The organism is Stenotrophomonas sp. 28608_Sma, assembly GCF_056486185.1.
Window position 1 is genome coordinate 3,957,177 of sequence record NZ_CM151308.1, and the last position, 22,879, is coordinate 3,980,055.

The 22,879-nt window shown below is 65.3% G+C and carries 33 protein-coding genes; 4 read left to right on the forward strand and 29 right to left on the reverse strand.

The genetic code is table 11. The features are described 5' to 3' along the window. The first annotated feature begins 10 nt into the window (after nt 1-10). On the forward strand, nt 11-1,432 hold the full coding sequence (locus ACZLHH_RS18710) for a M28 family peptidase (RefSeq protein ID WP_180844998.1): 1,422 nt from the start codon (nt 11-13) through the stop codon (nt 1,430-1,432). 106 nt (nt 1,433-1,538) lie between these two features. After that, nucleotides 1,539-2,528, forward strand: coding sequence for a hypothetical protein (locus tag ACZLHH_RS18715; protein ID WP_071228528.1), 990 nt, complete (start codon nt 1,539-1,541; stop codon nt 2,526-2,528). Nucleotides 2,529-2,631: 103 nt separating this feature from the next. On the opposite strand, the gene ACZLHH_RS18720 is transcribed toward ACZLHH_RS18715, so the two are convergent. From ACZLHH_RS18720 to ACZLHH_RS18860, 29 genes are all read right to left on the reverse strand, one after another. Then, nucleotides 2,632-3,468 carry a TrmH family RNA methyltransferase gene (locus ACZLHH_RS18720; protein ID WP_180844999.1) on the reverse strand — a complete coding sequence of 279 codons (837 nt, stop codon included), beginning with the start codon at nt 3,466-3,468 and terminating at the stop codon, nt 2,632-2,634. Continuing rightward, complete coding sequence (locus ACZLHH_RS18725) at nt 3,461-4,981, reverse strand: alanine/glycine:cation symporter family protein (protein ID WP_180845000.1); 1,521 nt, start codon at nt 4,979-4,981, stop codon at nt 3,461-3,463. Before ACZLHH_RS18725 ends, ACZLHH_RS18720 begins: the two co-directional genes overlap by 8 nt. A gap of 178 nt (nt 4,982-5,159) precedes the next feature. Beyond that, nucleotides 5,160-5,699, reverse strand: coding sequence for a GNAT family N-acetyltransferase (locus ACZLHH_RS18730; protein WP_107432154.1), 540 nt, complete (start codon nt 5,697-5,699; stop codon nt 5,160-5,162). Continuing rightward, nucleotides 5,692-8,817 carry an efflux RND transporter permease subunit gene (locus ACZLHH_RS18735; protein ID WP_071228525.1) on the reverse strand — a complete coding sequence of 1,042 codons (3,126 nt, stop codon included), beginning with the start codon at nt 8,815-8,817 and terminating at the stop codon, nt 5,692-5,694. Before ACZLHH_RS18735 ends, ACZLHH_RS18730 begins: the two co-directional genes overlap by 8 nt. Next, nucleotides 8,814-9,920, reverse strand: coding sequence for an efflux RND transporter periplasmic adaptor subunit (locus ACZLHH_RS18740; RefSeq protein WP_180845001.1), 1,107 nt, complete (start codon nt 9,918-9,920; stop codon nt 8,814-8,816). The genes ACZLHH_RS18735 and ACZLHH_RS18740 overlap by 4 nt, the downstream gene beginning before the upstream one ends. Nucleotides 9,921-10,302: 382 nt before the next feature. After that, nucleotides 10,303-10,659, reverse strand: coding sequence for a Mor transcription activator family protein (locus tag ACZLHH_RS18745; RefSeq protein WP_008266767.1), 357 nt, complete (start codon nt 10,657-10,659; stop codon nt 10,303-10,305). Next, nucleotides 10,656-11,120 carry a regulatory protein GemA gene (locus tag ACZLHH_RS18750; RefSeq protein WP_040006666.1) on the reverse strand — a complete coding sequence of 155 codons (465 nt, stop codon included), beginning with the start codon at nt 11,118-11,120 and terminating at the stop codon, nt 10,656-10,658. The genes ACZLHH_RS18745 and ACZLHH_RS18750 overlap by 4 nt, the downstream gene beginning before the upstream one ends. Then, on the reverse strand, nt 11,117-11,293 hold the full coding sequence (locus ACZLHH_RS18755; RefSeq protein WP_157635897.1) for a hypothetical protein: 177 nt from the start codon (nt 11,291-11,293) through the stop codon (nt 11,117-11,119). Before ACZLHH_RS18755 ends, ACZLHH_RS18750 begins: the two co-directional genes overlap by 4 nt. After that, nucleotides 11,283-11,762 (reverse strand): hypothetical protein, encoded by a 480-nt coding sequence (locus ACZLHH_RS18760; RefSeq protein ID WP_040006669.1) that lies wholly within the window; start codon nt 11,760-11,762, stop codon nt 11,283-11,285. The genes ACZLHH_RS18755 and ACZLHH_RS18760 overlap by 11 nt, the downstream gene beginning before the upstream one ends. Further along, nucleotides 11,755-12,123 (reverse strand): DUF2528 family protein, encoded by a 369-nt coding sequence (locus tag ACZLHH_RS18765; protein WP_049399130.1) that lies wholly within the window; start codon nt 12,121-12,123, stop codon nt 11,755-11,757. Before ACZLHH_RS18765 ends, ACZLHH_RS18760 begins: the two co-directional genes overlap by 8 nt. Before the next feature lie 8 nt (nt 12,124-12,131). Continuing rightward, a complete protein-coding gene (locus ACZLHH_RS18770) occupies nt 12,132-13,037 on the reverse strand; it encodes a recombination-associated protein RdgC (RefSeq protein ID WP_049399129.1) in 906 nt (301 codons plus the stop codon). After that, nucleotides 13,024-13,341, reverse strand: coding sequence for a hypothetical protein (locus ACZLHH_RS18775; protein WP_065427827.1), 318 nt, complete (start codon nt 13,339-13,341; stop codon nt 13,024-13,026). Before ACZLHH_RS18775 ends, ACZLHH_RS18770 begins: the two co-directional genes overlap by 14 nt. Beyond that, on the reverse strand, nt 13,338-14,021 hold the full coding sequence (locus tag ACZLHH_RS18780; RefSeq protein ID WP_040006671.1) for a hypothetical protein: 684 nt from the start codon (nt 14,019-14,021) through the stop codon (nt 13,338-13,340). The genes ACZLHH_RS18775 and ACZLHH_RS18780 overlap by 4 nt, the downstream gene beginning before the upstream one ends. A 1-nt stretch (nt 14,022) precedes the next feature. Further along, nucleotides 14,023-14,634 carry a DUF3164 family protein gene (locus ACZLHH_RS18785; RefSeq protein WP_008267057.1) on the reverse strand — a complete coding sequence of 204 codons (612 nt, stop codon included), beginning with the start codon at nt 14,632-14,634 and terminating at the stop codon, nt 14,023-14,025. Then, nucleotides 14,631-14,885 carry a hypothetical protein gene (locus ACZLHH_RS18790; RefSeq protein WP_040006673.1) on the reverse strand — a complete coding sequence of 85 codons (255 nt, stop codon included), beginning with the start codon at nt 14,883-14,885 and terminating at the stop codon, nt 14,631-14,633. The genes ACZLHH_RS18785 and ACZLHH_RS18790 overlap by 4 nt, the downstream gene beginning before the upstream one ends. Next, nucleotides 14,885-15,364, reverse strand: coding sequence for a hypothetical protein (locus tag ACZLHH_RS18795; protein WP_141097897.1), 480 nt, complete (start codon nt 15,362-15,364; stop codon nt 14,885-14,887). Before ACZLHH_RS18795 ends, ACZLHH_RS18790 begins: the two co-directional genes overlap by 1 nt. After that, nucleotides 15,361-15,588: a hypothetical protein gene (locus tag ACZLHH_RS18800; protein WP_008265784.1), complete on the reverse strand. Its 228-nt coding sequence runs from the start codon at nt 15,586-15,588 to the stop codon at nt 15,361-15,363. The genes ACZLHH_RS18795 and ACZLHH_RS18800 overlap by 4 nt, the downstream gene beginning before the upstream one ends. After that, on the reverse strand, nt 15,581-15,856 hold the full coding sequence (locus tag ACZLHH_RS18805) for a hypothetical protein (RefSeq protein ID WP_040006676.1): 276 nt from the start codon (nt 15,854-15,856) through the stop codon (nt 15,581-15,583). Before ACZLHH_RS18805 ends, ACZLHH_RS18800 begins: the two co-directional genes overlap by 8 nt. Continuing rightward, nucleotides 15,846-16,235, reverse strand: coding sequence for a hypothetical protein (locus tag ACZLHH_RS18810; RefSeq protein ID WP_024957596.1), 390 nt, complete (start codon nt 16,233-16,235; stop codon nt 15,846-15,848). Before ACZLHH_RS18810 ends, ACZLHH_RS18805 begins: the two co-directional genes overlap by 11 nt. A 1-nt stretch (nt 16,236) precedes the next feature. Beyond that, nucleotides 16,237-16,545 (reverse strand): hypothetical protein, encoded by a 309-nt coding sequence (locus ACZLHH_RS18815; protein ID WP_040006678.1) that lies wholly within the window; start codon nt 16,543-16,545, stop codon nt 16,237-16,239. Beyond that, on the reverse strand, nt 16,545-16,790 hold the full coding sequence (locus ACZLHH_RS18820) for a hypothetical protein (RefSeq protein WP_040006680.1): 246 nt from the start codon (nt 16,788-16,790) through the stop codon (nt 16,545-16,547). Before ACZLHH_RS18820 ends, ACZLHH_RS18815 begins: the two co-directional genes overlap by 1 nt. Continuing rightward, entirely contained in the window at nt 16,783-17,019 is a 237-nt protein-coding gene (locus tag ACZLHH_RS18825) for a hypothetical protein (protein WP_008265702.1), read from the reverse strand. Before ACZLHH_RS18825 ends, ACZLHH_RS18820 begins: the two co-directional genes overlap by 8 nt. A gap of 1 nt (nt 17,020) precedes the next feature. Then, nucleotides 17,021-18,196, reverse strand: coding sequence for an AAA family ATPase (locus ACZLHH_RS18830; protein ID WP_478478727.1), 1,176 nt, complete (start codon nt 18,194-18,196; stop codon nt 17,021-17,023). Beyond that, the gene (locus tag ACZLHH_RS18835) at nt 18,193-18,351 is read right to left on the reverse strand and encodes a hypothetical protein (protein WP_008268046.1); all 159 of its coding nucleotides are present in this window, start codon (nt 18,349-18,351) and stop codon (nt 18,193-18,195) included. The genes ACZLHH_RS18830 and ACZLHH_RS18835 overlap by 4 nt, the downstream gene beginning before the upstream one ends. After that, nucleotides 18,351-20,165, reverse strand: coding sequence for a DDE-type integrase/transposase/recombinase (locus ACZLHH_RS18840; protein ID WP_008266617.1), 1,815 nt, complete (start codon nt 20,163-20,165; stop codon nt 18,351-18,353). Before ACZLHH_RS18840 ends, ACZLHH_RS18835 begins: the two co-directional genes overlap by 1 nt. A gap of 1 nt (nt 20,166) precedes the next feature. Next, nucleotides 20,167-21,102, reverse strand: coding sequence for a hypothetical protein (locus ACZLHH_RS18845; RefSeq protein ID WP_008266072.1), 936 nt, complete (start codon nt 21,100-21,102; stop codon nt 20,167-20,169). Between the two features lie 14 nt (nt 21,103-21,116). Next, complete coding sequence (locus ACZLHH_RS18850) at nt 21,117-21,410, reverse strand: helix-turn-helix domain-containing protein (protein WP_008267142.1); 294 nt, start codon at nt 21,408-21,410, stop codon at nt 21,117-21,119. Then, the gene (locus ACZLHH_RS18855; protein WP_040006683.1) at nt 21,407-21,640 is read right to left on the reverse strand and encodes a hypothetical protein; all 234 of its coding nucleotides are present in this window, start codon (nt 21,638-21,640) and stop codon (nt 21,407-21,409) included. The genes ACZLHH_RS18850 and ACZLHH_RS18855 overlap by 4 nt, the downstream gene beginning before the upstream one ends. Beyond that, nucleotides 21,637-21,849 (reverse strand): helix-turn-helix domain-containing protein, encoded by a 213-nt coding sequence (locus ACZLHH_RS18860; RefSeq protein WP_008265835.1) that lies wholly within the window; start codon nt 21,847-21,849, stop codon nt 21,637-21,639. The genes ACZLHH_RS18855 and ACZLHH_RS18860 overlap by 4 nt, the downstream gene beginning before the upstream one ends. 60 nt (nt 21,850-21,909) lie before the next feature. Between ACZLHH_RS18860 and ACZLHH_RS18865 the strand changes: the two genes are divergently transcribed. Both ACZLHH_RS18865 and ACZLHH_RS18870 read left to right on the forward strand, forming a co-directional pair. Further along, a complete protein-coding gene (locus ACZLHH_RS18865; RefSeq protein ID WP_080355185.1) occupies nt 21,910-22,311 on the forward strand; it encodes a helix-turn-helix domain-containing protein in 402 nt (133 codons plus the stop codon). Between the two features lie 54 nt (nt 22,312-22,365). Beyond that, nucleotides 22,366-22,839: a hypothetical protein gene (locus ACZLHH_RS18870; protein WP_232281353.1), complete on the forward strand. Its 474-nt coding sequence runs from the start codon at nt 22,366-22,368 to the stop codon at nt 22,837-22,839. Nucleotides 22,840-22,879: the final 40 nt, after the last annotated feature.

The window sequence follows — 22,879 nt, forward strand, 5'->3', positions numbered from 1 at the left end:
GGAGCTGTCCATGCGTCGCCGCGTCCTTGCCATCGCATCCTCCCTCGCCCTGCTGGCCGCCCCGGCCTTCGCGGCGCCGCACACCACCACCCTGCCCCCGGCGTCGCTGTCCACCGCTGCGCAGCTGCGCGACCAGGCGCTGGCCGATGACACCGGCTGGAAAGTGGTTGAATCGCTCACCACCGAAATCGGCCCGCGCATCGCCGGCAGCGAGGCCGACGCCCGCGCCGTGGCCTGGGCCGAAGCCAAGTTCAAGGCCCTCGGCTTCGACAAGGTGTGGAAGGAACCGGTGACGTTCCCGAAGTGGGAGCGCCGCAGTGAACACGCCGCGGTGACCGGCAGGAACCCGCAGCCGCTGCAGATCACGGCGCTGGGTGGCAGCCCGGGCGGCACCGTTGAAGCCGAAGTGGTCCGCTTCGCCGACCTGAGCGCACTGCAGGCCGCACCGGCCGGTTCGCTGAAGGGCAAGATCGCGTTCGTTGATTACCAGATGCTGCCGTTCCGCGATGGCCGCGACTATGGCCGTGGTGGCGCGATCCGCAGCAAGGGCCCGTCCGAAGCGATCCGCAAGGGCGCGGTCGGTTTCCTGATGCGCTCGGCCGGTACCGACTCGCACCGCGTGCCGCACACCGGCATCACCCGTTTCGACGACGGCCTGACCCCAGTGCCGTCTGCAGCACTGTCGGTGCCCGACGCCGACCAGCTGGCCCGCCTGCTGGCCCGTGGCAGCACCACGGTGAAGGTGGCGCTGGACTGCGGTTGGGACGGCATCGCCACCTCGTACAACGTGATCGGCGAGATCACCGGCCGCAGCCTGCCGAAGGAAGTGGTGGTGATCGGCGGTCACCTGGATTCATGGGATCTGGGCACCGGCGCGGTGGATGACGGCGCGGGCGTGGGCATCACCATGGCTGCGGGCCATCTGATCGGCCAGCTCAAGCAGGCGCCGAAGCGCACCATCCGTGTGATCGCGTTCGCCAACGAGGAGCAGGGTCTCTACGGCGGCAAGGCCTACGCCGAGGCGCATGCCAAGGACGTGGCCCTGCACCAGCTGGCGGCCGAGAGTGACTTCGGTGCCGGCCGCATCTATGCCTTCAATACCGGTTCGCCGAACCCGGAAGGTTCGCGCGAAGCGACGAAGCAGATTGCCGAAGTGATGAAGCCGCTGGGCATCGAGTACCAGGCCGACAAGGGTGGCCCGGGCCCGGACGTCGGCCCGTTGGCCGCCAAGGGTGGCGCGTGGGCATGGCTGGCGCAGGACGGCTCGGATTACTTCCACCTGCACCACACCGCCGACGACACGCTGGACAAGATCGACCCGAAGGCACTGGCGCAGAACGTGGCTGCATACACCGTGTTCGCGTACCTGGCGGCAGAGGCCGATGGCAACTTCGGCAGCGAAGCCAAGGCGACCACGCCGCCGAACGAATGATGCGGTGACGACGGAAGACGCCAATTTTCAGGTTTGGCGTCTTCTCCTCTTCCTTTCATCTGCCGCCCTCCCGCATGAAGGCATCCCATCATCAAGGAAAATGCCCATGGAAGGTTTCGAAATGCTCGACAAAATGGAATTCCACTTGGGATTCCACAGCGCCCATCCATTCTGGCTGGGAGAACGCATCGACATCTACGATCCCGAACAGAATGATTGCCTGCGCGGCATTATTCCGGAGGTGAGGGCAAGCCTTCAGACCGATCAATTCGATGCGGCAATCTGCGTCAACGGTCTAATGCTTTTGCACGTGCATCACCTTTCTCGAACCACACCAGACATGAGCGTTGCAGGTGATTTTGATCAGTCCGCGCTATGGATGGATCGACATCTGGATTACGCCAACGCACTGCAGTTGTGCCTGGAATCAGAGTCGATAAAGCATCCGGACTCCTACGAAGTTTCCGCTACAGCAACCCGTGCTAACGACATCTGCAAGATCGGATTTCTCGATGGCTTCCCGGTGAACGTCAGTTTTGGCAGCGCCCGCACCTTGACGACGGTCATGCATGCAATGTCGCGATGGGTTTCCGACGGCGCACTGGCCCCGTCTCCTCTCGAAGCACCCGGCTGGAGGATTCCACACGAGGTAGTTGACGTGGAGGTTGCGCGTCTTGCGCTTCAGAAGTTCGCGCTCATTGCACGCGACGAACATCGCGTTACCTGGCTCTCTTATCTACTCAAAGCCAAAACTGCATACTCCGACAACGACTACAGAATGTCGTTCGTCCTGTCGTGGTTCGTCATCGAATCCTCCCTTCGATGGCACTGGATGATGAAGAATCCGGGAAGCGCGGAATCTCCCAAAACCTGGAAGCTCATCGACAATCTTTGTGAAGGAGGACCGCTTAGCGACCAGCATAAGCCAGCTCTCACTTATCTGCGCAATCTGAGAAACCAGCTCATGCATAATCCCGCCGACACCACTTGCCAGCCCGGACAATGTTTCGAGGCTGGAGAGATGGCGTGCGCTCTTGCGTTGCTGAGCGCCAACGTGGAGCTCGTAACCTCCTGGCAGACGAAAGTGCAGTTCTAGCCCGTACGTTGCTGGAATAGCGTCCCGGCTCGTTCACTTCCCGAGCCGAGACACTTCAAACGGCCCAGGGTTCAGCTCAACTCGACCTGGCCCCCTGCCGTTCTCACCTCATGCGTCGACTGGCCCACTGCGCGAGCAGCACGGCGGTGGCCGAGGCCACGTTCAGGCTTTCCACCGCGCCGCTGCCGGGAATCGACAGCTGCTGGTCACACTGACTGGCCAGGCCGCGGTCCATGCCCTCGCCTTCGGCGCCCATCACGTACACCAACCGTTCCGGCAGCGACGCACGGAACACGTCGTCGCCACCATCAACGAGGGTCGCAGCCAGCCCGAAGCCGGCTGCACGCAGCTGCGCCATCGCCTGGGCGGTCTCCGGCAACTGCACCAGCGGCACCGACTCCGCACCACCCTCGGCCACGCGTGCGGCGGCACCGGACAACGCCAGCGTGCTGCCGGACGGCAGCAGCAGCGCCTTGACACCGAAGTGCGCGGCCGAGCGCAGGATTGCGCCGAAGTTGTGGGGATTGCCGACACCGTCCAGCCACAACGCCAGCGCCGAGCCTTCGCCCAGATCCTCCAGCCACTGCGCCAGCGGCACGACGGGCGCGCGCAGCACGTCGGCCACCAGGCCTTCGTGGTGCGTGGTAGCGGCCAGCTTGTTGAGGTCGCCCTCCTCCACCACGCGGTAGCCCACACGGTTGGCCACGCACCACTTCAACACAGGCTGCATGCGCGGAATCAGCGCATCCACCAGGTACAGCTTGCGCAGTGCCTGCGGGCGCTTGGCGAACAGGGCCTGCACGGCGTTCCAGCCGTACAGGCGCAGTTCGTCGTTGCCCCGCCCCGGCGGTGGCGGGGTGCCGCCCTCACGCGGCGGCAGCGGGGTGGCCCGCGGCGGTCGCGACGACGGACGGCGGGCATTCTTCCAGGGATCATTCACTACGGGACAACTCCAGCTTGCGTTGACGCCAGAAATCGGCGTTCTTGATGCCCAGGGCATCGGGGTCGAAAATCGGATCCAGGCCCAGCTTCTTCTGCCGCTCGTAATCACGCAGGGCCAGCATGGCCGGCTTCTGGATGATGAGGATGGCAATGATGTTCAGCCAGGCCATCAGGCCCACGCCGATGTCACCCAGCGCCCAGGCCAGGGTTGCATTATGGAACGCGCCGAACACCACCATGCCGATGATGCCCAGGCGCAGCACCAGCACGGTCAGCGGGCGCTTCTTGTTGTGGTTGACGTAGGTCAGGTTGGTTTCGGCCATGTAGTAATAGGCCATGATCGTGGTGAAGGCGAAGAAGAAGATCGCGATCGACACGAACGCCGAACCCCAGCCCGGCAGCACGGCTTCCACACCCGCCTGGGCGTAGCCCGCGCCTTCCGGAATGCCGGCCAGGCCCTGGAAGATCGGCGGGGCGCCGGCACCTGCCGGCGAGTACACGTTGTAGGTGCCGCTGGCCAGGATCAGGAACGCGGTGGCGGTGCACACCATCATGGTGTCGAAGTAGATGGCGAAGGCCTGCACGTAGCCCTGCTTGGCCGGGTGCGAGACTTCCGAGGCGGCTGCCGCGTGCGGGCCCGAGCCCTGGCCGGCTTCGTTTGCGTAGATGCCGCGCTTGATGCCCCACTCCACCGCCAAGCCCATCATCGCGCCGAACGCGGCGTGGGTGCCGAAGGCGCTGCTGAAGATGATGCCGAACATCTCCGGCACGCGATCGTAGTTGATGATCATGATGACGATGGCGGTCAGGATGAAGGCTGCCGCCATGAACGGCACCACCACTTCGGCGAAGTTGGCGATGCGCTTGACGCCGCCGAAGATCACCACGCCCAGCAGCAGCGCCACCACGATGCCGATGCCCAGCTTCAGCGCCTGCACCGACTCCATGCCCATCGTCTGGCCATCCAGCGGACCACACAGCGCGGTGCCACGGCAGGCGTTGATGATGCTGTCGGCGATGGCGTTGGCCTGCACGCCGGGCATCAGGAAACCGGCGGCAATGATCGTGGCAATAGCGAAGACCAGCGCGTACCACTTCAGGCCCATGGCCTTTTCGATGTAGTACGCCGGGCCACCACGGTAGCGGCCTTCGGCATCCTTGGTCTTGTAGATCTGTGCCAGCGTACATTCCACGTACGAGGTGGATGCGCCAAGGAAGCCCATCACCCACATCCAGAAGATCGCACCGGGGCCGCCGAAGGCGATGGCGGTGGCCACGCCGGCGATGTTGCCGATACCCATGCGCCCGGCCATCGACATGGCCAGGGCCTGGAAGGACGACACACCGGCGTCGGATTTCTCACCCTTGACGGTGAGGCGGCACATCTCGAGGAAGCCGCGGATCTGCATGAAGCGCGTGCGCAGGCTGAAGAACAGGCCGGCGGCCAGGCACACGAAGATCAGTGCCTTGCTCCAGATGATGCTGTTGATGAAATGTACGGTAGCTTCCACGCGCGCTCTCTCCAGTCGGCGGGTTGTAAGGACGTCCCGTCGGCTGGAAGGGACCGGTCGATTCTCCCTGATCGAAGGCCGCTGCGGTAGCGCTGTGTTGTAGAGCCGAGCCCATGCTCGGCGTGGTGATGACGGCGGCCGAGCACGGCCTCGGCTCTACCGCGGCCGGCCCGCGTGTTCAGGGCAGCTGCGTGCGCACCCGGGCGAAGCGGCGCAGGTCGTGCAGCACCCCGCGCTTGTAGACCGCGCAGCGGTCCACGCCTTCTTCCTGGAAACCGTTCTTTTCCAGCACCCGGGCCGAGCCGAGGTTGAAGTCGACCACCCCGGCCTGCAGCCTGAACAGGCGCAGCTCGTCCATCACCCAGGGTGCGAACAGGCCGACCACCCGGGTCATCAGCCCCTGGCCCCAGTAGGCCTGGCCCAGCCAGTAGCCCAGTTCCGCCATGTGCCCGCGCTCGGCACTGCCCTGCTGGGCCCCGACGCTGCCGCAGGCCTGGCCGTCGATCTCGATGGCCAGGTTCAGGGTGCCAGGGGCCAGCACGCGACCGGCGAGGAAGGCCTCGCCATCCTCGCGCGTGTACGGGTAAGGGAAACGATCACGCAGGCCCCGCGATACCTCGGCGTCGTTGGCATGGCGCAGCAGCGATTCCAGATCATCCGGGCGCCAGGGGCGCAGTTGGAAGCCGTCGCCTCGCAGCACGGTGGTCGGATCAGGCATGACCACCCACCGAGGGCGACTCCGCCTCCTGCTTCTCCAACTCGCGCTTCACCGCTTCCGGCGAGCGGGTGTAGGGCGCCAGCCGCGCGTAGAACGCCGGCACCACGAACAGCGACAGGAACGTCGAGAGGGTCACACCGAAGATGATCACGATGCCGATGGTGCCACGGCTGGCCGAACCGGGGCCACCGGCCACCACCAGCGGAATCGCACCGACCACGGTGGCGATCGAGGTCATCAGGATCGGGCGCAGGCGCACCATCGCCGATTCGATGATCGCCTCGCGCACGGTTCTTCCGTCGTCACGCAGCTGGTTGGCGAATTCAACAATGAGGATGCCGTTCTTCGCGGCCAGGCCGACCAGCATGACGATTCCGATCTGGCTGAACAGGTTCACGGTACCGCCACTCACCCACAACCCGACCAGCGCGCCGAGCACGCCCAGCGGCACGGTCAGCATGATGGTGAGCGGGTGGATGAAGCTCTCGAACTGCGCGGCCAGCACCAGGTAGACCACCAGCAGCGCCATGGCGAAGGTCAGCAGCACCGCGCCACCGGCACTCTGGTATTCGCGCGATTCGCCCTTCCAGTTCACCTGTGCGTACTGCGGCAGCTCCTCGCGCGTGACCTGCTGCGCCCAGGCAATGGCTTCACCCAGCGGATAGCCCGGCGCCAGGCCCGCGTTGATGGTGATCGAGCGCAGGCGGTTGAAGCGGTTCAGGGTGCCGGCCTCGGCCACCTCACTCAGCGTGACCAGGTTGGACAGCGGCACCAGTTCGCCGGACGTCGCGCGCACGCGGATGGCGGCCAGGTCGGCCGGGCTGGCACGGCCATCGCGACCGGCCTGCACCAGCACGTCGTACTCTTCGCCGTTGTCGACGAAGGTGGTGACGCGGCGCGAGCCCATCATGGTTTCCAGTGCCGAACCGATCGCGGTGACCGGCACGCCGAGGTCGGCCGCACGCTGGCGGTCGATGTTGACCCGCATCTGCGGCCGCGTTTCCTTGTAATCCGAGTCCGGGCCGACCAGGCCGGGGTTGTCGGCCATGCGCAGCAGGATACGGTCGCGCCACTGCGCGATCTCGGCATATTCCGGGCCGCCCAGCACGATCTGGAACGGCTGCCCGCCGCTGCGCACCAGGCCACCGCCCACCTGCGTACGCACGCGCACGCCGCGGATGGTGTCCAGTTCCTTCTGCAGTTCGTTGGCCACTTCCGGCGTGCCTTCGCTGCGCTGGCGCCACGGCTGCAGGAAGATGCTGACGCGGCCGGTGTGCATTTCCTCGCTGGCACCCCAACCACCGGGCACGCGTGGATTGGCGCGCACGATCGGTTTGTCCGGGCCAACATGCGGTGCCAGCATCGATTCCACCTGCTGCACCTGCTGCACGGTGTAGTCGTAGCCGGCGCCTTCCGGGCCGTCGATCATGATCTGGAACGAACCGCGGTCTTCGGCCGGCGCCAGTTCCGACGGCAGCAGCTTGAGCAGGCCCCAGCTGGCGGCCAGTGCGGCCACCATCACCAGCAGGTAGATCCAGGTGCGGTCCACGTGGTGGTCGAGCACCCGCCCATAGGCCCCGGCCAGGCGTTCCAGGTTGCGGTTGATGAAGCCATGCAGGCCACGCGGTGCCTGCCCGGTATGCGGCTTGAGCAATTTGGAGGCCATCATCGGCGTCAGCGTCAGCGCCACAAAGGCGGACAACGCCACCGCCGCCGCCAGCGCCACCGCCAGTTCGCGGAACAGGCGCCCGGTATTGCCTTCCAGGAACCCGACCGGCAGGAACACCGCCACCAGCACCGCGGTGGTGGCGATCACCGCGAAGGCGACCTGCGTGGTACCGCGCTTGGACGCCACCAGCGGTGGTTCGCCCAGGTCGATGCGGCGCTGCACGTTCTCCACCACCACGATCGCATCGTCCACCACCAGGCCGATGCACAGCACCAGGGCAAGCAGGGTCAGCAGGTTGATCGAGAAGTCGAACGCATACAGCGCAATGAACGCGGCGACCAGGCAGACCGGCACCGTCACCGCCGGAATCAGCGCAGCGCGGAAGCTGCCGAGGAACAGCCAGATCACCGCCAGCACGAGGATCATCGCTTCCACCAGCGTGGCGTAGACGCGGTCCACTGCGGCTTCGATGAAGGTGGTGTTGTCGAAGGCAACGAAGATCTGCGTACCCTTGGGCAGGGTCAGCGCGACCCGCTCGGCTTCAGCGCGCGCAGTACGCGCCACGTCCAGCGAGTTGGCGGTGGAGGTCTTGACGATGCCCAGGCCGATGCCCGGCTCGCCGTTGCTGCGGTAGTACGCACGTCGCTCGGCCGAGGCCAGCTCGATCTTCGCCACATCGCCCATGCGCACCACGTAACCATCGCGACCCTTGCCCAGCGGGATGGTCGCGAAGTCTTCGGGCTTGATGTAGTTGCGCTCCACGCGCAGGGTGAAATCGCGGTCGGTCGACTCGATGCGGCCGGCCGGCAGTTCCACGTTCTCGTTGCGCAGCGCGGTTTCCACGTCGCCGGTGGTCAGCCCGCGCGCCGCCAGCTGGTCGCGGTCCAGCCAGATCCGCATCGCATAGCGCTGGCGGCCGCCGATGCGGACCTGGGCCACGCCATCGAGGCTGGAGAAACGATCGACCACGTAGCGGTCGGCGTAGTCGCTCAGCTCCAGCGTGTCCATGGTCGAGGAGACCATGTTGAACCAGATGATCGGGTCGGCATCGCTCTCGACCTTGGCGATCTCCGGCGGACGCGCTTCCTCCGGCATGCGGTCGGCGACGCGGCTGACCGCATCGCGCACATCGTTGGCCGCCGCTTCGATATCGCGGTTGGAGGTGAACTCGATGCTGACCTGCGAGCGGCCGTTGGTGCTGCGCGCATTGATCGTATCGATGCCTTCGATGCCGGCCAGCGCATCTTCCAGCACCTGGGTGATGCGGCTTTCGATGACCGCCGCCGAGGCGCCGGTGTAGTCCACCGACACCGACACGATCGGCGGATCGATGGCGGGCAGTTCGCGCAGGGTCAGGCGGGTGAAGGACATCACGCCCAGCACCAGCAGCAACAGGCTCATCACCACGGCGAACACCGGCCGCTGGATGGAGATGTCGGACAGCTTCATCCGCCGTGGCCCTCGGCCGCGACCGGCGCCGGTGCATCAGCCGGCTTGGCACCCGTAGCCGGTGCCGCGTCCTTGGCTGCGACCTTCAGGCCCGGGCGCAGCTTGCCGGTGCCATCGACCACGATGCGCTGGCCCGCTTCCAGGCCCTGCCTGATCTCGACCACGCCGGCACGGCGCGCGCCGGTGACCACATCCACGCGTTCGACACTGTTGTCGGCGGTGATGCGGTACACGAAGGTATCGCGACCGACCTGGACCACGGCGATTTCCGGAATCACCAGCGCCGGGCGCTCAGGGTGGAACAGGCGCACGTCCAGCAGCATGCCCGGGCGCAGGGCATGGTCACCATTGGCGAAATCGGCACGTACGGTCACCGCACGGGTCGCCGGGTCGATGCGTGCGTCGATGGTACTGACCACGCCCTCGAAGGTGCGGCCCGGCCACGCCACGCTGGTGGCGCTGACCTTGTCACCGACGCCCAGTGCGGCCAGTTCCACTTCCGGCACCTGGAAATCGATGTGCATGTGCTCGATGTCGTCGAGCGTGGCGATGACCGTGGTCGGAGTCACCAGCGAGCCGGGGCTGACCTGGCGGATGCCGAGCACGCCGGCGAACGGTGCGCGTACACGGCGATCACCGATGTCGGCCTGCATCTGCATCACGCGCGCCTCGGCGGCATCACGGATCGACTTCTGCGTATCCAGCGTGGCGCTGGACACCAGCCGCTGGGAGGCCAGCTCGCGCTGGCGCTTGTACAACTGGTCGGCCTCGTGGAAGGTGGCCTGCGCCTGCACCAGCGCCGCTTCCTGGGCCTGCCCGCGCAGCGTCACGATCGGCGCACCAGCGGCAACATGCTGGCCGCTTTCAAAGTGCACCTTCTCGACGATCTCGCTGACCTTGGCCGTGACGCTGATCGATTCGCGCGCCTTGGCCGTACCCAGTGCCTGCAGCGTGTCATTCCACTGCGTGGACTGCACGACCTGCGCGGTGACCGGCACCGCTTCTCCCTGCCGACGGGCGGCGGCCTCCTGTTTGCCCGCGCACCCGGCCAGCACGGCCAGGCTGAGGCCAAGGGCCAGGGTCGAAGCGATGCGAGCCAACATGAACGGTCCTGAGTGATCCACGGCCGCCGAGTGTAGGCAAGCGCCCACAGAAGCGATATGTGCCAAGCGTTTACTGGCGTGGAACCGGCGTCGCGATAGCGCCGTGAACCCGTTCCGTGCAAGGCTGACCGCAGCGGTGTCGGCATGTGTCGAGGTGTATCCAGCCGTGCACCGCAGGCGTTGCCATCGTAGAGTCGAAGCTGCCCGGCTGAGGGCGTCGGGCGGGGGCGGATCCTGGCGGGGATCCGGCCCCGGTTTTTTTTTTACACCCGTGTTCAGGGGTGAGATATATCAGGGGGGGCTGCGAGATATCTAGCCGGAAGACCCCGGAAGAAAGCTGGCAATGGCGGATCAAGATGGAAAGCCATTGCGCCTGGTGCAATCAGGGTGCTGTACGGAACAGACTCATCTGATTGAGGTTACGATCCCGGAAGTTCGCCCTGGCGAGCAGCTTGCGGATCCCTTGCTCAGACATTCTGTATCGCTTCGCCAAGCCCGGAACTGTAGCCCCATTGCGGTGGGCGTTCAGTATCTCACGCTCGCGTGGGCTGAGCTTGAATGAGGCGTCCTGGGGAAAGTAGATGGTCTGGCCGCCCCAGTCTTCGGCCAAGGTGTCCGCCACCGCCGCGCCGATCTGCTCTGCGAAGTCGTCGCCGAGGCCGAGCGCACGCGCAGCCGTAGCCGCCGCCGAAGCGGCATTGGCCAAGAGCTCGTTGCGGCGGGCCTCCATCGACTTCATGCCGAAGGGGCCTCCCGCCGGGCGCGGCGATTGGCATCGATCTGAAGAGCGGCAATCACTTTGAACAACTGATCCGGGTTGCACCATTCCAGGCGTCCTACCTTGAACATGTGGCGGGCCACCGAATGGGCATATTCCCACTCACGCCCCGAATCAGCCAGCAGGGCTTCGATCTTGGACAGCTGGGGGGATAGGTCGCCCTTGGGGCGGCCTGCCCAACGTTTGGCTGCGTACGCCGCCTTGGCGGGAATTCCACCCAGGCGACGCAGCTCGTTGGCGATCGCATCGAGCTGCCGGCGATCGCACTTGCCGGCGCTGCGCTGGGCAACGCCGTGCTCTCTGGATACACGCTCGACCAGGTCACGGTAGACGTCGTCGGAGAGGCTGAGCTTCTTGGCGCCGGCGTGGATCGCGGCCAGCACCCGGTTACGGCCGTCGCCGGCCTTGCGAACGCGCGTCATGCCTTGCTCCTTGCGCCCTGAGCGGCCCGGAGGGCGGTCTGCCATGCCGGCACTTCCTGGCCCGCATGGTCCAGCAACTGCAGCAGCCCTTCGCGCACGCCAGGCACGATACGGCCACCGTCCTTCAGGACGGTGGCCACCTGGGACTTCTTTGTCAGCGGATCACGGCGCATCAACAGCCCCTTCCTCGCGGCCAGCTTCGGTCAGTTCCTGCTCGATCAGCAGTAGCGAACGCCTACGGCATTCGTTGAACCCGTCGCGCCATGCCTGACCGGGAGTCAGGTCATCAAACGGACCTCCAACCTGTTCGCTCAACCACATCGGCGGCACACAGTGAAGCCGCTTCAGGACGTCGGTCTGCAAAGGGCCTGGCGGGACCTGGAAAAGCGGGACGGTGTAGGTTGCCCGCATGGCCGGCCAGCCGCCGCGCTGGCTCTCACTGCCCATCTCCATGAGGTCCGCCGCCACTGCCCGCCGCAGTTCGCGGTCGGCGAAGAACGCTGGCGTCGAACCAGGCGGCATCAGGTAGCCAAGCACCGCATCCACCGCCGCTCGAACGGCTGAGCGTGACGGGCCGTTGGCCACGGCGCGAGGCGCGGCTTTGTAGGCCCGCCATGCGGCGTCGTACACGGTCTCATCCATGTGGCACCTCAATTTCCTCGACCTGCATCAGGGAGGAATCGAGGTCAGGACGGTCATCCCAGCCAACCAGGCGGATACCGTGTGGCGATGGCCACCCTTCCAGCTGGTCAAACTCACGCTGCATGCTTTCGGTCGAGTAGCTTGAGTTCGCATCGAGCACCCAACCCATGAACTCGGCACCGGCGATCTTGATGACGGCCAGCACGGGGTTGTCGTCGGCGGCGTCAAGCCGCTCATCGGCCCCTGTCCAGAACTCGTTGATTTCCGCCGCCAGCTCCGGCGTCAGGATGTTGTGGTCGATCTCAAGCTGTACCTGGCCTTCGCCCCAATTACGTTCGATGTTGTAGCGCTTGATGGTCATGCCGGGCCTCACGGGTTCGTTGAAAGGTGGAAGGCCTGTTCCAGCACCAGGAACAGGCGGCGGATCTCGCCGCTCTGCAGGGCAAAGCGGGCATCGAACTCGGCGCGGCGGCCGTCATCGTCGGCCTGCTCCAGCTGGGAGAGCGCGCCGTCCAGGAACTTCAGCTTGCGCAACACCAGGTCATCGCCCAGCTCGAAGGACAGCGCGTCCTCCAGCACCAGGGCCAGCTTGGTGACCTGCTTGCCGGCATCCAGGTGCTTGTCGATCTCGTCACTGCGAAGTTCCTGGTCGCTGCAGCGCACCTTGGCGCCACCCTCGACCGGATCACGCAGCTCGGCGGACTCTCCAAGGGACAAGCCATCCGGCAGGGACTCACCTGCGATCCAGCCAGTCAGGATCGAGCGCGGTGCAACCTGGGCATTCAGCGGAACCGCCGGGAAGCCGCCCAACAGGCCACGGATATCGGACACGAAGGCCTCGCCCACCTTGCGGCTGGAGGTATCCACGGCCACATAGCCGTGGGTCAGGTCCAGGATCGCGTCGTGGCGAGTGTTCTTGACGAAGGCCTTGGGCAGCAGCTCGTGCAAGATGTCGTCCTTCATGCGCTTGCGCTCACGGCCACCCGGTCGACGCCCCTGTTCCTGTTCCATGACCTGAAGACGACTCTCCAGCGCACGGTTGACCACCGCGCTGGGCAGAATCTTGTCCTCGCCACCCACCGTCAGCCAGAGGAAGTCGCCCTGTCGGCACGACAGGCGCTCCTGCTCCTCGCGGCCGAAGGGGGAAATGAAGCCGCGCGAGTTCATTTCGAGCGGTCCAACCGGCTTCAGAACGCCATACGGCAGCACGGATTCGACTTCGGAGAAGTCGGTGCTGGTTGGAAAGCGGAACAGCACCAGGTTACGCATGAACATGGCGGTTCTCCTTTGAGTCGGTGTTGCGGTTGCTGGCACGCAGTGCGCCCCAGCGCAGCCGACGCGGATGCTGGGAACACCACGCAAGCCAATCCCCAAGCGCGTCACCCTTTGCCCGCTGCGTCTGCGCCTCTGGCACACCCGGGACAACCAGCATCCCCTGCATCAGTCCCTTTCCGTGCCTGGCTACGACGCTGATCACCTTGCGCAGCTGCCCGTTGCTCCCTTCGGCGATGAAGATCGCACCTTCCGGCACGTTGTTGCCGAACCCAATCTGGCCATTGGCCCAGCAGTACGCGATCACGAGTGCACCCCCAGGAGGTTGATTGGGCCACTGCGCTGCAAGACCAGCACCGGCGGGTGGAGCAGCAGCTCGAGAATGGCGTTGAGGGCCGCTTCGGCTTGGGCTTCGCACTTCTCGGCCATGCCATGCCCAACCTGGCGAGCAATGGCCGTGGCCACGTTCCGCTTCGTCTGCGGGTCGCGCAGGCCACACACGAAGTCGAGCCCGTCCATGCGCCGGATCGCGTCAGCCGTGGTAGACGCCATCGCACCTACCGCCTGCTGGGCGCACGGACCGCACATCGGCGATTCCGCCAAGCCGGTGGGCATGTCGCAGTTGACGCACGCGTGGCGCGGCCCGGAGGTGGCCACCTCAACGTCCGTACGCTCTTCGAAGTGCAGCAGGCCCGGCTGGGAGATATGACGCTTCAGGCGCCAAGGGAGTGCGTCCCCGCGCGCTTCGATGTACCGCACCGCCTGGCGAATGGCATAGCGAGCAGCGGTCGCGTCTTCGCCCTGGATGTTGCCGCAAGTGGCGTCGAAGAAGCGCAGCCCATCCAGCTCCACGGCCGGCGCGTGGATCTCCACGTCGGCCCGTGCAGCCTGGTCGGCGATCTCCACCGCCAGCGCCAGGGTGTTGGCATTCAGGGCACCGCGAACACCGTCGAAGCGGAAGGTGCAGGTGTCTCGGATCTTCGGCATGTCAGACCCCCGCCACGTCGAGAGAAATGGGCTGATACTGGCCACGTGCGTCGCGCTCGTAGAACCGCACATAGGTCTTGCTGCCCACCACCGTCACCGCATCGCTGATGGCCTTCATCGCCTGCTGCCAGCGGGGGTCATCGAACTTGAGGCGATGCAGCGAGAGCACCTCGCCTGTCTTGATGCTGCCGTCCTGCCCCACCTTGAAGGCGCTGTTGACCAGGGTACGCAGCTCGGCACGGGAGCCTTCGGTCCAGTCGTTCAGGCACTCATCGATGAGGGCCTTGGCCGCCTGCAGCCGCTCATCGAACTGGATGCTGTCCTGGCAGGCGCGCAGGATCTTGTAGCGGCCGTCGTAGGTGTACAGGCTCACGTTGCCCTTGTCGCCGCCGATCTTGGCGCCGTACTGCTCGCCACTGAGCTGCACGAAGGCCGCAATGTCAGCGAACGTGTCCGCCTTGAAGGTGCGCAGTTCTTCGCGCAGCTGCAGGGCGCGCTGGATCTTCTCCTGAACCAGCTGGTCGCGGGCCAGATCGATCGGCTTGATCTGTGCCTCTGGCACCAGCCGACCATTGCGGTCCTCGCGGTAGCCTTCGGGAATGGATGGGGTCATTGGGCGCCTCCTTGGGCGGCGGGGGGGACAAACGGTTGAGTGGGCCGAAGGACGTCGGGGACGCCTTCGACATGGATAGGGCTGTTGGCGGTGAACCAGTCGGCTCGCCAGCGGCGGGCGGCATCCAGCGAGATCCCGAGCAGGCCGGAAATGCGCTGCGGGGTGAGCTGGCGCGGGTTCTGCATACGAGCCCACAGCGCAAAGCGCATCGCGCACAGGTGGTCGTAGCGCCGGCGGCCGGTGCGAGCCATCACTCCACCCCGCCGAAGATGCGATCGAAGTGGTTGTGCAACGAATCGACCAGGCGACCACCGAGGTAAGGCGGTAACTCACCTTCCAGATCCTCCTGGGACTGGCACACGGTGCCGATGGAGGGCGTCAGCGGGCCTTTGTCGAAGGCGGGACCTTCGTAGCCCCCAGCAGCAGATCGAGCCTTCTGCGCCCCTGTCATACCCGGCCGGGTACCACGCACACGCTGCGCCTGCGCGGCAGCCAACGCCGCTTGGTCGATCTTCCAGTCGGGGTTGAGGCGGTAGTTGCGGGCCAGCCCTTCGCCGACGCGCAGGATCATTCCGCACCGCACCGCCTTGGCGACCGCGTTGGACACATAGCCGCGGTAATGGAAGCCGTGCTCCATCACCCGATCGATCAGATCCGCAGAACGGACCACGCTGGCGCCCAGTGACAGGGCGATAGCGTGCTGCATTGCGACGCTGGGGACGGCGCTCATGGCTGAACAACCTGCGGCTGCGTGATGCCGGCTTCCGTACGCGTCAGCACGATGACCGGTGCAGGGCTGGGCGTAGTGCGAGCGACCACGCAAACCACCGCGCGGTGCTTGCCGTCGACCTTGCTGCGGGCCTGGGCGTCTTCGATCGCCTTGTCCGAGTCGGTGAAGGTGTCGCCACCCACCCACTCAGCAGGGACCACCAGGAACTGGCCGCGCTCAGCCATGAGCCACCTCCCGCAGCATCGGAGGACGCTGGGTCCACTCCAGCTGCACGCCCTGGTACTCAGCGGCCATCACGCGGTCCTGCCCGCCGCTGCCGTTGGGCTGGCGGCGCTTGAGGTGGCCACCCACCATCGTGGGAGGGCGGTCCAGAATCAGCACCGCGCGACGGCCATTGCTGTGCAGGCCCAGGATCTCGATGCCGCTGTTCTCCAGCTCGCGTGCCGTGTTGGCGGCGGCATACAGCACGTCGGAATTGCGTTCATGGTTCATGGTTGGATTCCTCGTCGGTAGCGGGCTTGTCCAGCCCGAGTTGTCCGTACAGATCCGGGAGCGCAACGCGCTTCATCGCGCTGACCTGCTCCAGGGAGGTCATGGCGCGCCCGACCAGGAAGGTGCAGGCGCGGTCCAGTTCGGCCGCACTGGCGGCCAGGTGGTAGCCGTGAGCCGGGTGGGCGCAGATCGGGTGCCCCTCGCGCCGCAGCTGCTCGATGATCTGGCGCAGGCGGCGCTCGTCGGCGGTGCTGGTACGTGAAGTGATCTGCTGCACCAGGTCGCGGGCAGTGATGCCGTTGACGGCGCCGCGACGGCCCTGCAGCTGCAAAAGCACCGTCTGTGGGGACAGCTCTTGCGGTAGCAGGGCCAGCTGCATGTCAGATGGCCCCCCGATCAATGCCGGCGGCGATGGCCAGGTCGAGAATCTCGTCCAGTTCCAGCAGCCAGCGCTTGCTGGTGCTGTGCGCGATCACCACCACGCCGCTGTGGATCCAGACCTCGACCGAGTACTCGCGCCTGGTTTCAGGGTCGTGCACCTGGACTTCTCCCACACGCGACGCTGTCGGGAACGTGTGGCAGTCCTGCACCAGCGTCCCGATGGACTTCTTCCGCTGGGGGTGCTGGGCACTGTGGCGCTGGCGGTTACGCACCTGGCCGAGGCAGCGCTGGAGGGTCGGAACGGCCATCATTCCTCCTCGTCGTCATCGCCGTCGCGCAGCTGGCTGATCAGGCCGCTCAGCTGCTGCAGGTCCAGTGATGCCAAGAGTTCCACCAGATCCTGTCCGTCGCGCCATTGGATTCCGGCACGGCGGAAGAGGTCTCGGTGCATCACCGTCACCTGACGATCCGGAAGCTCGGCATCGCGCATCAGGCTTTCGGCGAACCAGCGCAGATGCTGTAGTCCGTTATTGCTGTGGGGCGTATCAGCCATGAGCCACCCCCTCACGCTGCAGCACATCGGCCGGAACATGCGCGGTGATGCGCTCCCAGTTGGCGCGCGGCACGATCACCACCTGCAGGATGTCCACATTCACCGGCGCCGGACGGTCCTGCATTTCAAAGGGAACCGCCACAACACGCGTTGCAAGCGGCCACTGCGCCGTCATTGGCTCAACCACCATGCCTTCTACCGCCGGCCAGCCTTCGGTTCGGATCGCCATCTCACACCCCCCGCACGACGTCAGCGGTGACGGTTGGCACGCCCAGGTCAGCGGCGCGGTTCATCGCAGCGGTCAGGGCGTTCTGAACCGCCAGCGGGTACAGCAACGAGCCAGCGCCGCGCGAAGGAACCAGCTTGGCGCGCAGCGCGTCGATGGCACTCTGTTCCACCACCTTGTCCAGCGGCACCTGGGCGCGCTTGAAGCGGTGCGCCAGGTAGGCACCCAGCTCGTTGTCCAGCGGCGGCAGCGTGATGATCTCGATGCGCTGTACTACTTCGCGTACCTCCGGGTTGTGCTCAGAGAGCTTCACGCCCAGCTCGGGTTGCCCGATGAGGATCACCGACAGCAGCGGGCGCAGGCCGTCCTTCAGCTCGCGGAAGCGCTTGAGGTGCTTCAGGGTCGGCAGCGGCAGGCTGTGGGCCTCTTCAATCACCAGGACGTGGCTGTGACCGGCGCGGGCGCTGTCACGCAGCGATTCGTGCAGCTGGCGGAAGCGGGCCTCGGGGCTGCTCTTCGGCTTGGCCAGCGGGGCGACAGCGGCCATGATCGCCTCGGCGATATGGTGGCTGCGCAGGGTCTTGCCCACGGCATCACTGCCTTCGCTGGCCAGCACGTAGGGCTGGATAACAATGACGGCCTGCTCTTCACGCTGGATGCGATCAACCAGGTCTTCGCGCAGCGTGCTCTTGCCAGCACCACTTTCGCCGATCACCGCAGCAAAGCCGCCGTGGCGGGCCACCTGGTACATGCTCTCGCGGACATAGCGGATATCCGGCGACAGGAACACCTCTTCGGCACTAGCCGGATCGGCGAAGGGATTGCTGGTGAGGCCGAAGTGACGCTTGGCCTGTGGAGTCAAAGCCTGAAAACGCAGTAGCATGGGATCTTCCTCGTCGTGAATGTCGTTGTCGTTATCGGTGTCTTGCGGTGGGGAAACCGGGGCTGGCGTGACCCCGCACGTCGGCCCCTCCTTTTCATGCCAGTGGGCGTCGGTTACGCCGTGCTGGGTCAGGCAGGAACTGATGGCAGCGCGCACCACTGCCGGATCGCAGCTGGTGGGCAACTGGCCGTGGTTGCTCAAGGCATTGAGGGCCGGACGGCTCAGACCTGCAGCACTGGCCAGGTCTCCCTGCTTGATGCCGGCCTCGGTGAGCAGGCGCTTCAGACGCAACGTCATGGGCGAGCCCTCCGCCCCTGCAAGGCAGCCTTCGCAGCTGCATAGGTGTTGAAGCCAGCCTTTCGCGCAGCGATCTCCAGCGCCTGGCAGTAGCCGAATCCGTCGCGTTCCTGGATGAGGCGTGCGTCTTTCTTGATGCTGTCGAGCGAAGCCATCACGCGGCACCTCCTTCCACCAGCCGGAGACCACCGCGCTCAGGCGTTGCCAGGGCGTGCGCCCAGGACTCGACCTGATCCACCGGCAGGCCTTCCGGCCAGCGCTGGGCGGTGCGTGCGTAGTGGTCCGGCGACCAAGCCGAACCGGCGGCCTCCAGTAGCGGCTTCAAGCGCATGGCCGCTTCCACATGGTTCAGTGGCGGCAATTCCGCGCGGATGGGCGTGACCGAATCGACCGTGAAGCGAGGGGCCTCGACCACATCGGGGACCGCGACGTCGACGCGATGACCCCGGCGCGGCAGGTGCTGGATCTCCGGCGCCTGCTGCACCGACTTGTAGGGGTCGATACGGCCACCGAACGGCATTGCCTTGGCCTTGCGCTGCGCCTTGGCTTGCTCGTCGGTCTCGGCATCCATCGCCAGGCGCTCGACCCGCTTGCGGTTTGTGTCCGCCGGGGTGTCGGCGTGCGCGTGGTATGTGCCGACCGCCACCGCACCGGTGAACCCGTATGCGTCTGCTTCCAGCGGCTCCATCGTGTACCAGGTGTCGCGGCCAGCATCGTCTGTGAACAGCGCCTGCGCACCGAACTCGCTACCGAAGGCATTACGGGCGACCGTGAGCTTCTGGCCCACGATCACGCCCGGCACGCCCGACACGTCGTAGGTCTTGCCCAGGAAGCTGATCCGCAGCAGCGGGTTGACCTTGCGCAGTTCCGGAGCGCGGGTGGCCAGCTTCATGCAGTCCTCGGTCGCCGGTACCAGGCGCAGCTGATCGGGCTTGATCGTCATCCACGCCTGGTAGCGCGAGGACTTGTGCCGGGTGTGTTGAGCGGTGGCATTGAAGTTGCGCATCCAACGCCACGCCGATGCGTTGAGCTGCTCCAAGCTCTGCACGTTGTCGAAGCGAAGGCGGTGCTCGAACTTGCGTTCGATCAGGTCGTTGGTCTTTTCGACTTGGCCCTTTGCCCACGGCTGGCCCGGCTGATTGATCCAGATGCGAATACCCAGGGCCGCGCACAGGTTCTTGAACATCGCACCCGTATTGGCGCTGCCCGGGTCCACCATCACCATCGTCGGTGCGCCACAGAACGGATCAGCCGCACCGCGGTACTGCATGGCGTTGATGAAGGTGCGGCACAGGTTCTCGCCGCTCTCGGCGCCCAGCACGTATTCCACGTAGAAGGCGCCGCTGGTGTGGTCGGTGAACACGTAGCGCCAGACGCGCTCGTTCTCGACGCGCGCCAGGTTCTTGGGCTTGTTCTTGTAGAACTCGCTTGCCGGCATCGCATGCAGGCCGTCCTGGCGCTTGAGGTAATACAGCACGCACAGGCTGGGATCGGCCTGCCACACCTGGTTGGGATGTTCGCTGGCCAGCTGAACCTTCGGTGCAGGTGCCGACAGCTGATCAGGGTGCAAGCGGTTGGTGCGCAAGGCTTTGGCTGCGGAGCTCTCGCTCAGCAGTCGGATCTCGCCGGTACCGGCATCCACAGTCTCGCCGCGCACCATGCCATTGGCGCGTAGCATGTCGATGGCCTCGCCGATGCTGGCCAGGCGCTTGCCAGTGCCGCGACGCGACTCCAGCAATACAGCGGAAATCATTTCCAGTTCCTGCTGGGTCCAGTCGGAGTTGCCCCGATCGCTGCGGCGCTTGCGAGGCTTCAGCGAACAGGTCAGCTTCGAGACCTGCCGATACAACGTCTGTACGCTGCAGCCCCATTCGGCGGCGTATCGCTCGGCAATGGCGCGCTTCTGGCCGTGCCCGGCGCAGAGCAGGTCAGCAGCGGCCTGCTCGATCAAGCTGGCGCTGAGGGCCATGTCAGCCCTCCCGCTTCCAGTCGGCCAGGCGACGGTCATGGATCACCGTGACGCCCACCTCCTGGTGGTCGCGGACAAGGCGCAGGTCGTTGATCAGGCTGGCGATGATCCCGGCCACCTGCTCATCAACGTTGAGGTCGTGTTGCTCGGCGTGCTGCATCAGCGTGATCACCGCGCCGCTGAAGCCGGCTTCTTCACTGCCGCTGGCGATGGCAAGGCGCACCTGGGAGGCGGCCAGCTCCAGCTGGGTCAGCAGTTCCTGGGACTGCTCGTCGGGGGTGGCCTTCTTCCACTTCCGCTGCGCTTTTGCTGTCTTCTCCTCCGCCTTGTTGAGATCGTCGCTCAACTTGTTGATGCGCTGATCCTTTGCGTCGGCATCGGCACGGGCTTCGCGGATGGCTGCCCGGAGTTCGCGTACCGTCATGGATTCGACATCGTCCAGCGAGAGGCCATCCGTCGCACCCTTCTCTGCCAGTTCCGCGAACTGCTCCTCGGGAAGAGAGAGCAGTTCGATGATCTTGCTTCCGGACTTGGCGGCTGCAATCAAATCGTGCGACGTCGCACGATTTGGCAGCGCGGCTACGCGCTTGGACGCCTCCATCATCCGGCGTGCTTGAGATCCTTCAATGCCCAGACGTTCCAGCATGCCGTCCCATTCGCCATGCGCGGCGCATTCGCGCGCCACGATCAAGTAGCGGCCGGCGCGAAGGAAGGCTTCGCAGCCGCGGCGAAGCTCGCTGCGGATGGCGTTCTCGTAGTGGTCCGGGTGCCACGGCAGGCCGTCACCGAACTGATCCACCACCTCGCTCTGGTGCTCACCGAGGGTAACCAGCTCCTGGCTGCGCTCGGCCAGCTTTTCCGCGTCCAGATCCTGGACAACTGGCTCGGCCTGGGCGAGCGGCTTGGCGCCGCGCTTGTTGGGTTGCTTCTCTGCCATTTCGGTCCTCGTCATCAGTTGGGGCTACGGCTGTAGCGGTTCTTGAAGTCGTCCAGCTGGCGCTCTTCACGGGCCACCTCTGCTTGATGAGCCAAGGCGATCTGGACGATTCGGGGGGATAGGCGCCAGTTGTCCTGGTCGAAGGGAGAGCGTTCGACCAGGCCGTCTTCGGCCAGGCGCTGCAGGTTGCGCAGCGTGGTGCTGGGGGATTCGCCGATGCCGTCGGCGATCGGTTTCAGGCGCAGGCCGGTGCGGCTGTGCCCGGCCAGGGCGAACAGTAGGCGGGCGAAGATGCTTTGCTCACTCATGCCGCAGCGTCCTGCTGGCGGCGCGCCAGTTCCTTCAGTATCCGGACGGCGCGGCGGTCGGCTGCGTCGACGGCGCCGGCCAGCGGCAGGGTGTTGGCCAGAGGCGCGTCTGACTCGACGGCGCGCTGCCAGTTGTTCACGGCGGTGGCGTACTGGTCGCGGGCTGAGGCGAGCAGTAGCTCCAGTTCGCGGGTGGGCACCTCGTCCAGGGGGCGGCCGGGGGCGTTCATGCGACGTCCTTCACGCCTGCTGCCCTGAGCAGAGTGGCGCGCAGAGCCTTGCCCTTCGGCCCAGCCCAAGTGCCGTAGATGGCTTGGCGGGCCGCGCTGGGATTGATGCCGTTCTTGCGGCACCAAGCGCTGACAGTGGTGTTCTGGAGGGTCATGCCGGCGCGAACCTTGTTCATCAAGTCGCGGCCGGGCGGCAGGTGCTGAGCCATGTCGTATCCTTGCGGTGTTGTTTAAACCGGACGGGATAAGACTGGTGCAGAAATCTGCACATGTCAACACTTATGGGTGAATTAATTCGCACTCTTGGCTTTCGGCTCCGTGAGGAGCGAATTCGCCTCGGTCTGAGTCAGACCGCCTTTGGGGAAGTAGTTGGGGCGTCGAAGCGCACCGTCATCGATTGGGAAAAGGGAGCAACATCGCCAACGGCAGCCCAGCTTGCTGGCTGGTCCGAGAACGGTTTGGATCCCCTTTACGTGCTGACCGGGCAAAGGAGCGTTGCTAGGCCTGGAATGGAGGAGGAGCAGATTGCGCAGTTCAACGAAGTGATTGACACGTTTTGGGCACTTTCCGATGCCGGTCGAGCGGCGGCGTCACGTCTGTTGATGGCTCTGCTGACTCAAGACGTTGAGGACGGCGTGGCCCGGGGGATACGAAAGCGACCAATCACATAGGCATTAAGTGCTACGAAGAGCGCGCTAATGACAGGTCTCAAGCAAGGGGGAGTAATGAAGCGAGTAGAGTTCGTCATCGCCAGCGTGCTGATGGCAGCGGCCTTGAGTGGGTGTGCCACCAAGCGTTATGGGCGTCTGCAGCCGGTAACGAGCTACGAGACGCTGAACTATTCTTGTGAGCAGATCCGAATTGAACTATCCAAGGTGGATGCCTTTGATAGGCAGGTCGAGCAGCAAGCAAAGTTCAGCGGCATGTCCATTGCCAGCTTTTTGGGTGACTTTGGGATCGGAAATGTGATCGAACGGAATGAAGCAAAGAGGACGTCAGTGGAAAGGCGAGCTCAGCTTCAGGGGGCTTTTGCCGCCAAGCGATGTGGAGACGTTGAAATTCCCAGGGTAGAAGCCCCGGGTCCTGCGGCGATCGCACCTTCCGCTGTAAATCCTGGTTATCAACCTTCCAAACCGGAAACACCGCCCGCTGCCTCTGTCAACAGTTGGTGGGAAGCGCATAAGCCCAAGGGCGAATAGTCTTCTGCAGCTACGCACGTCGCGAAGGGATCTGCACAGT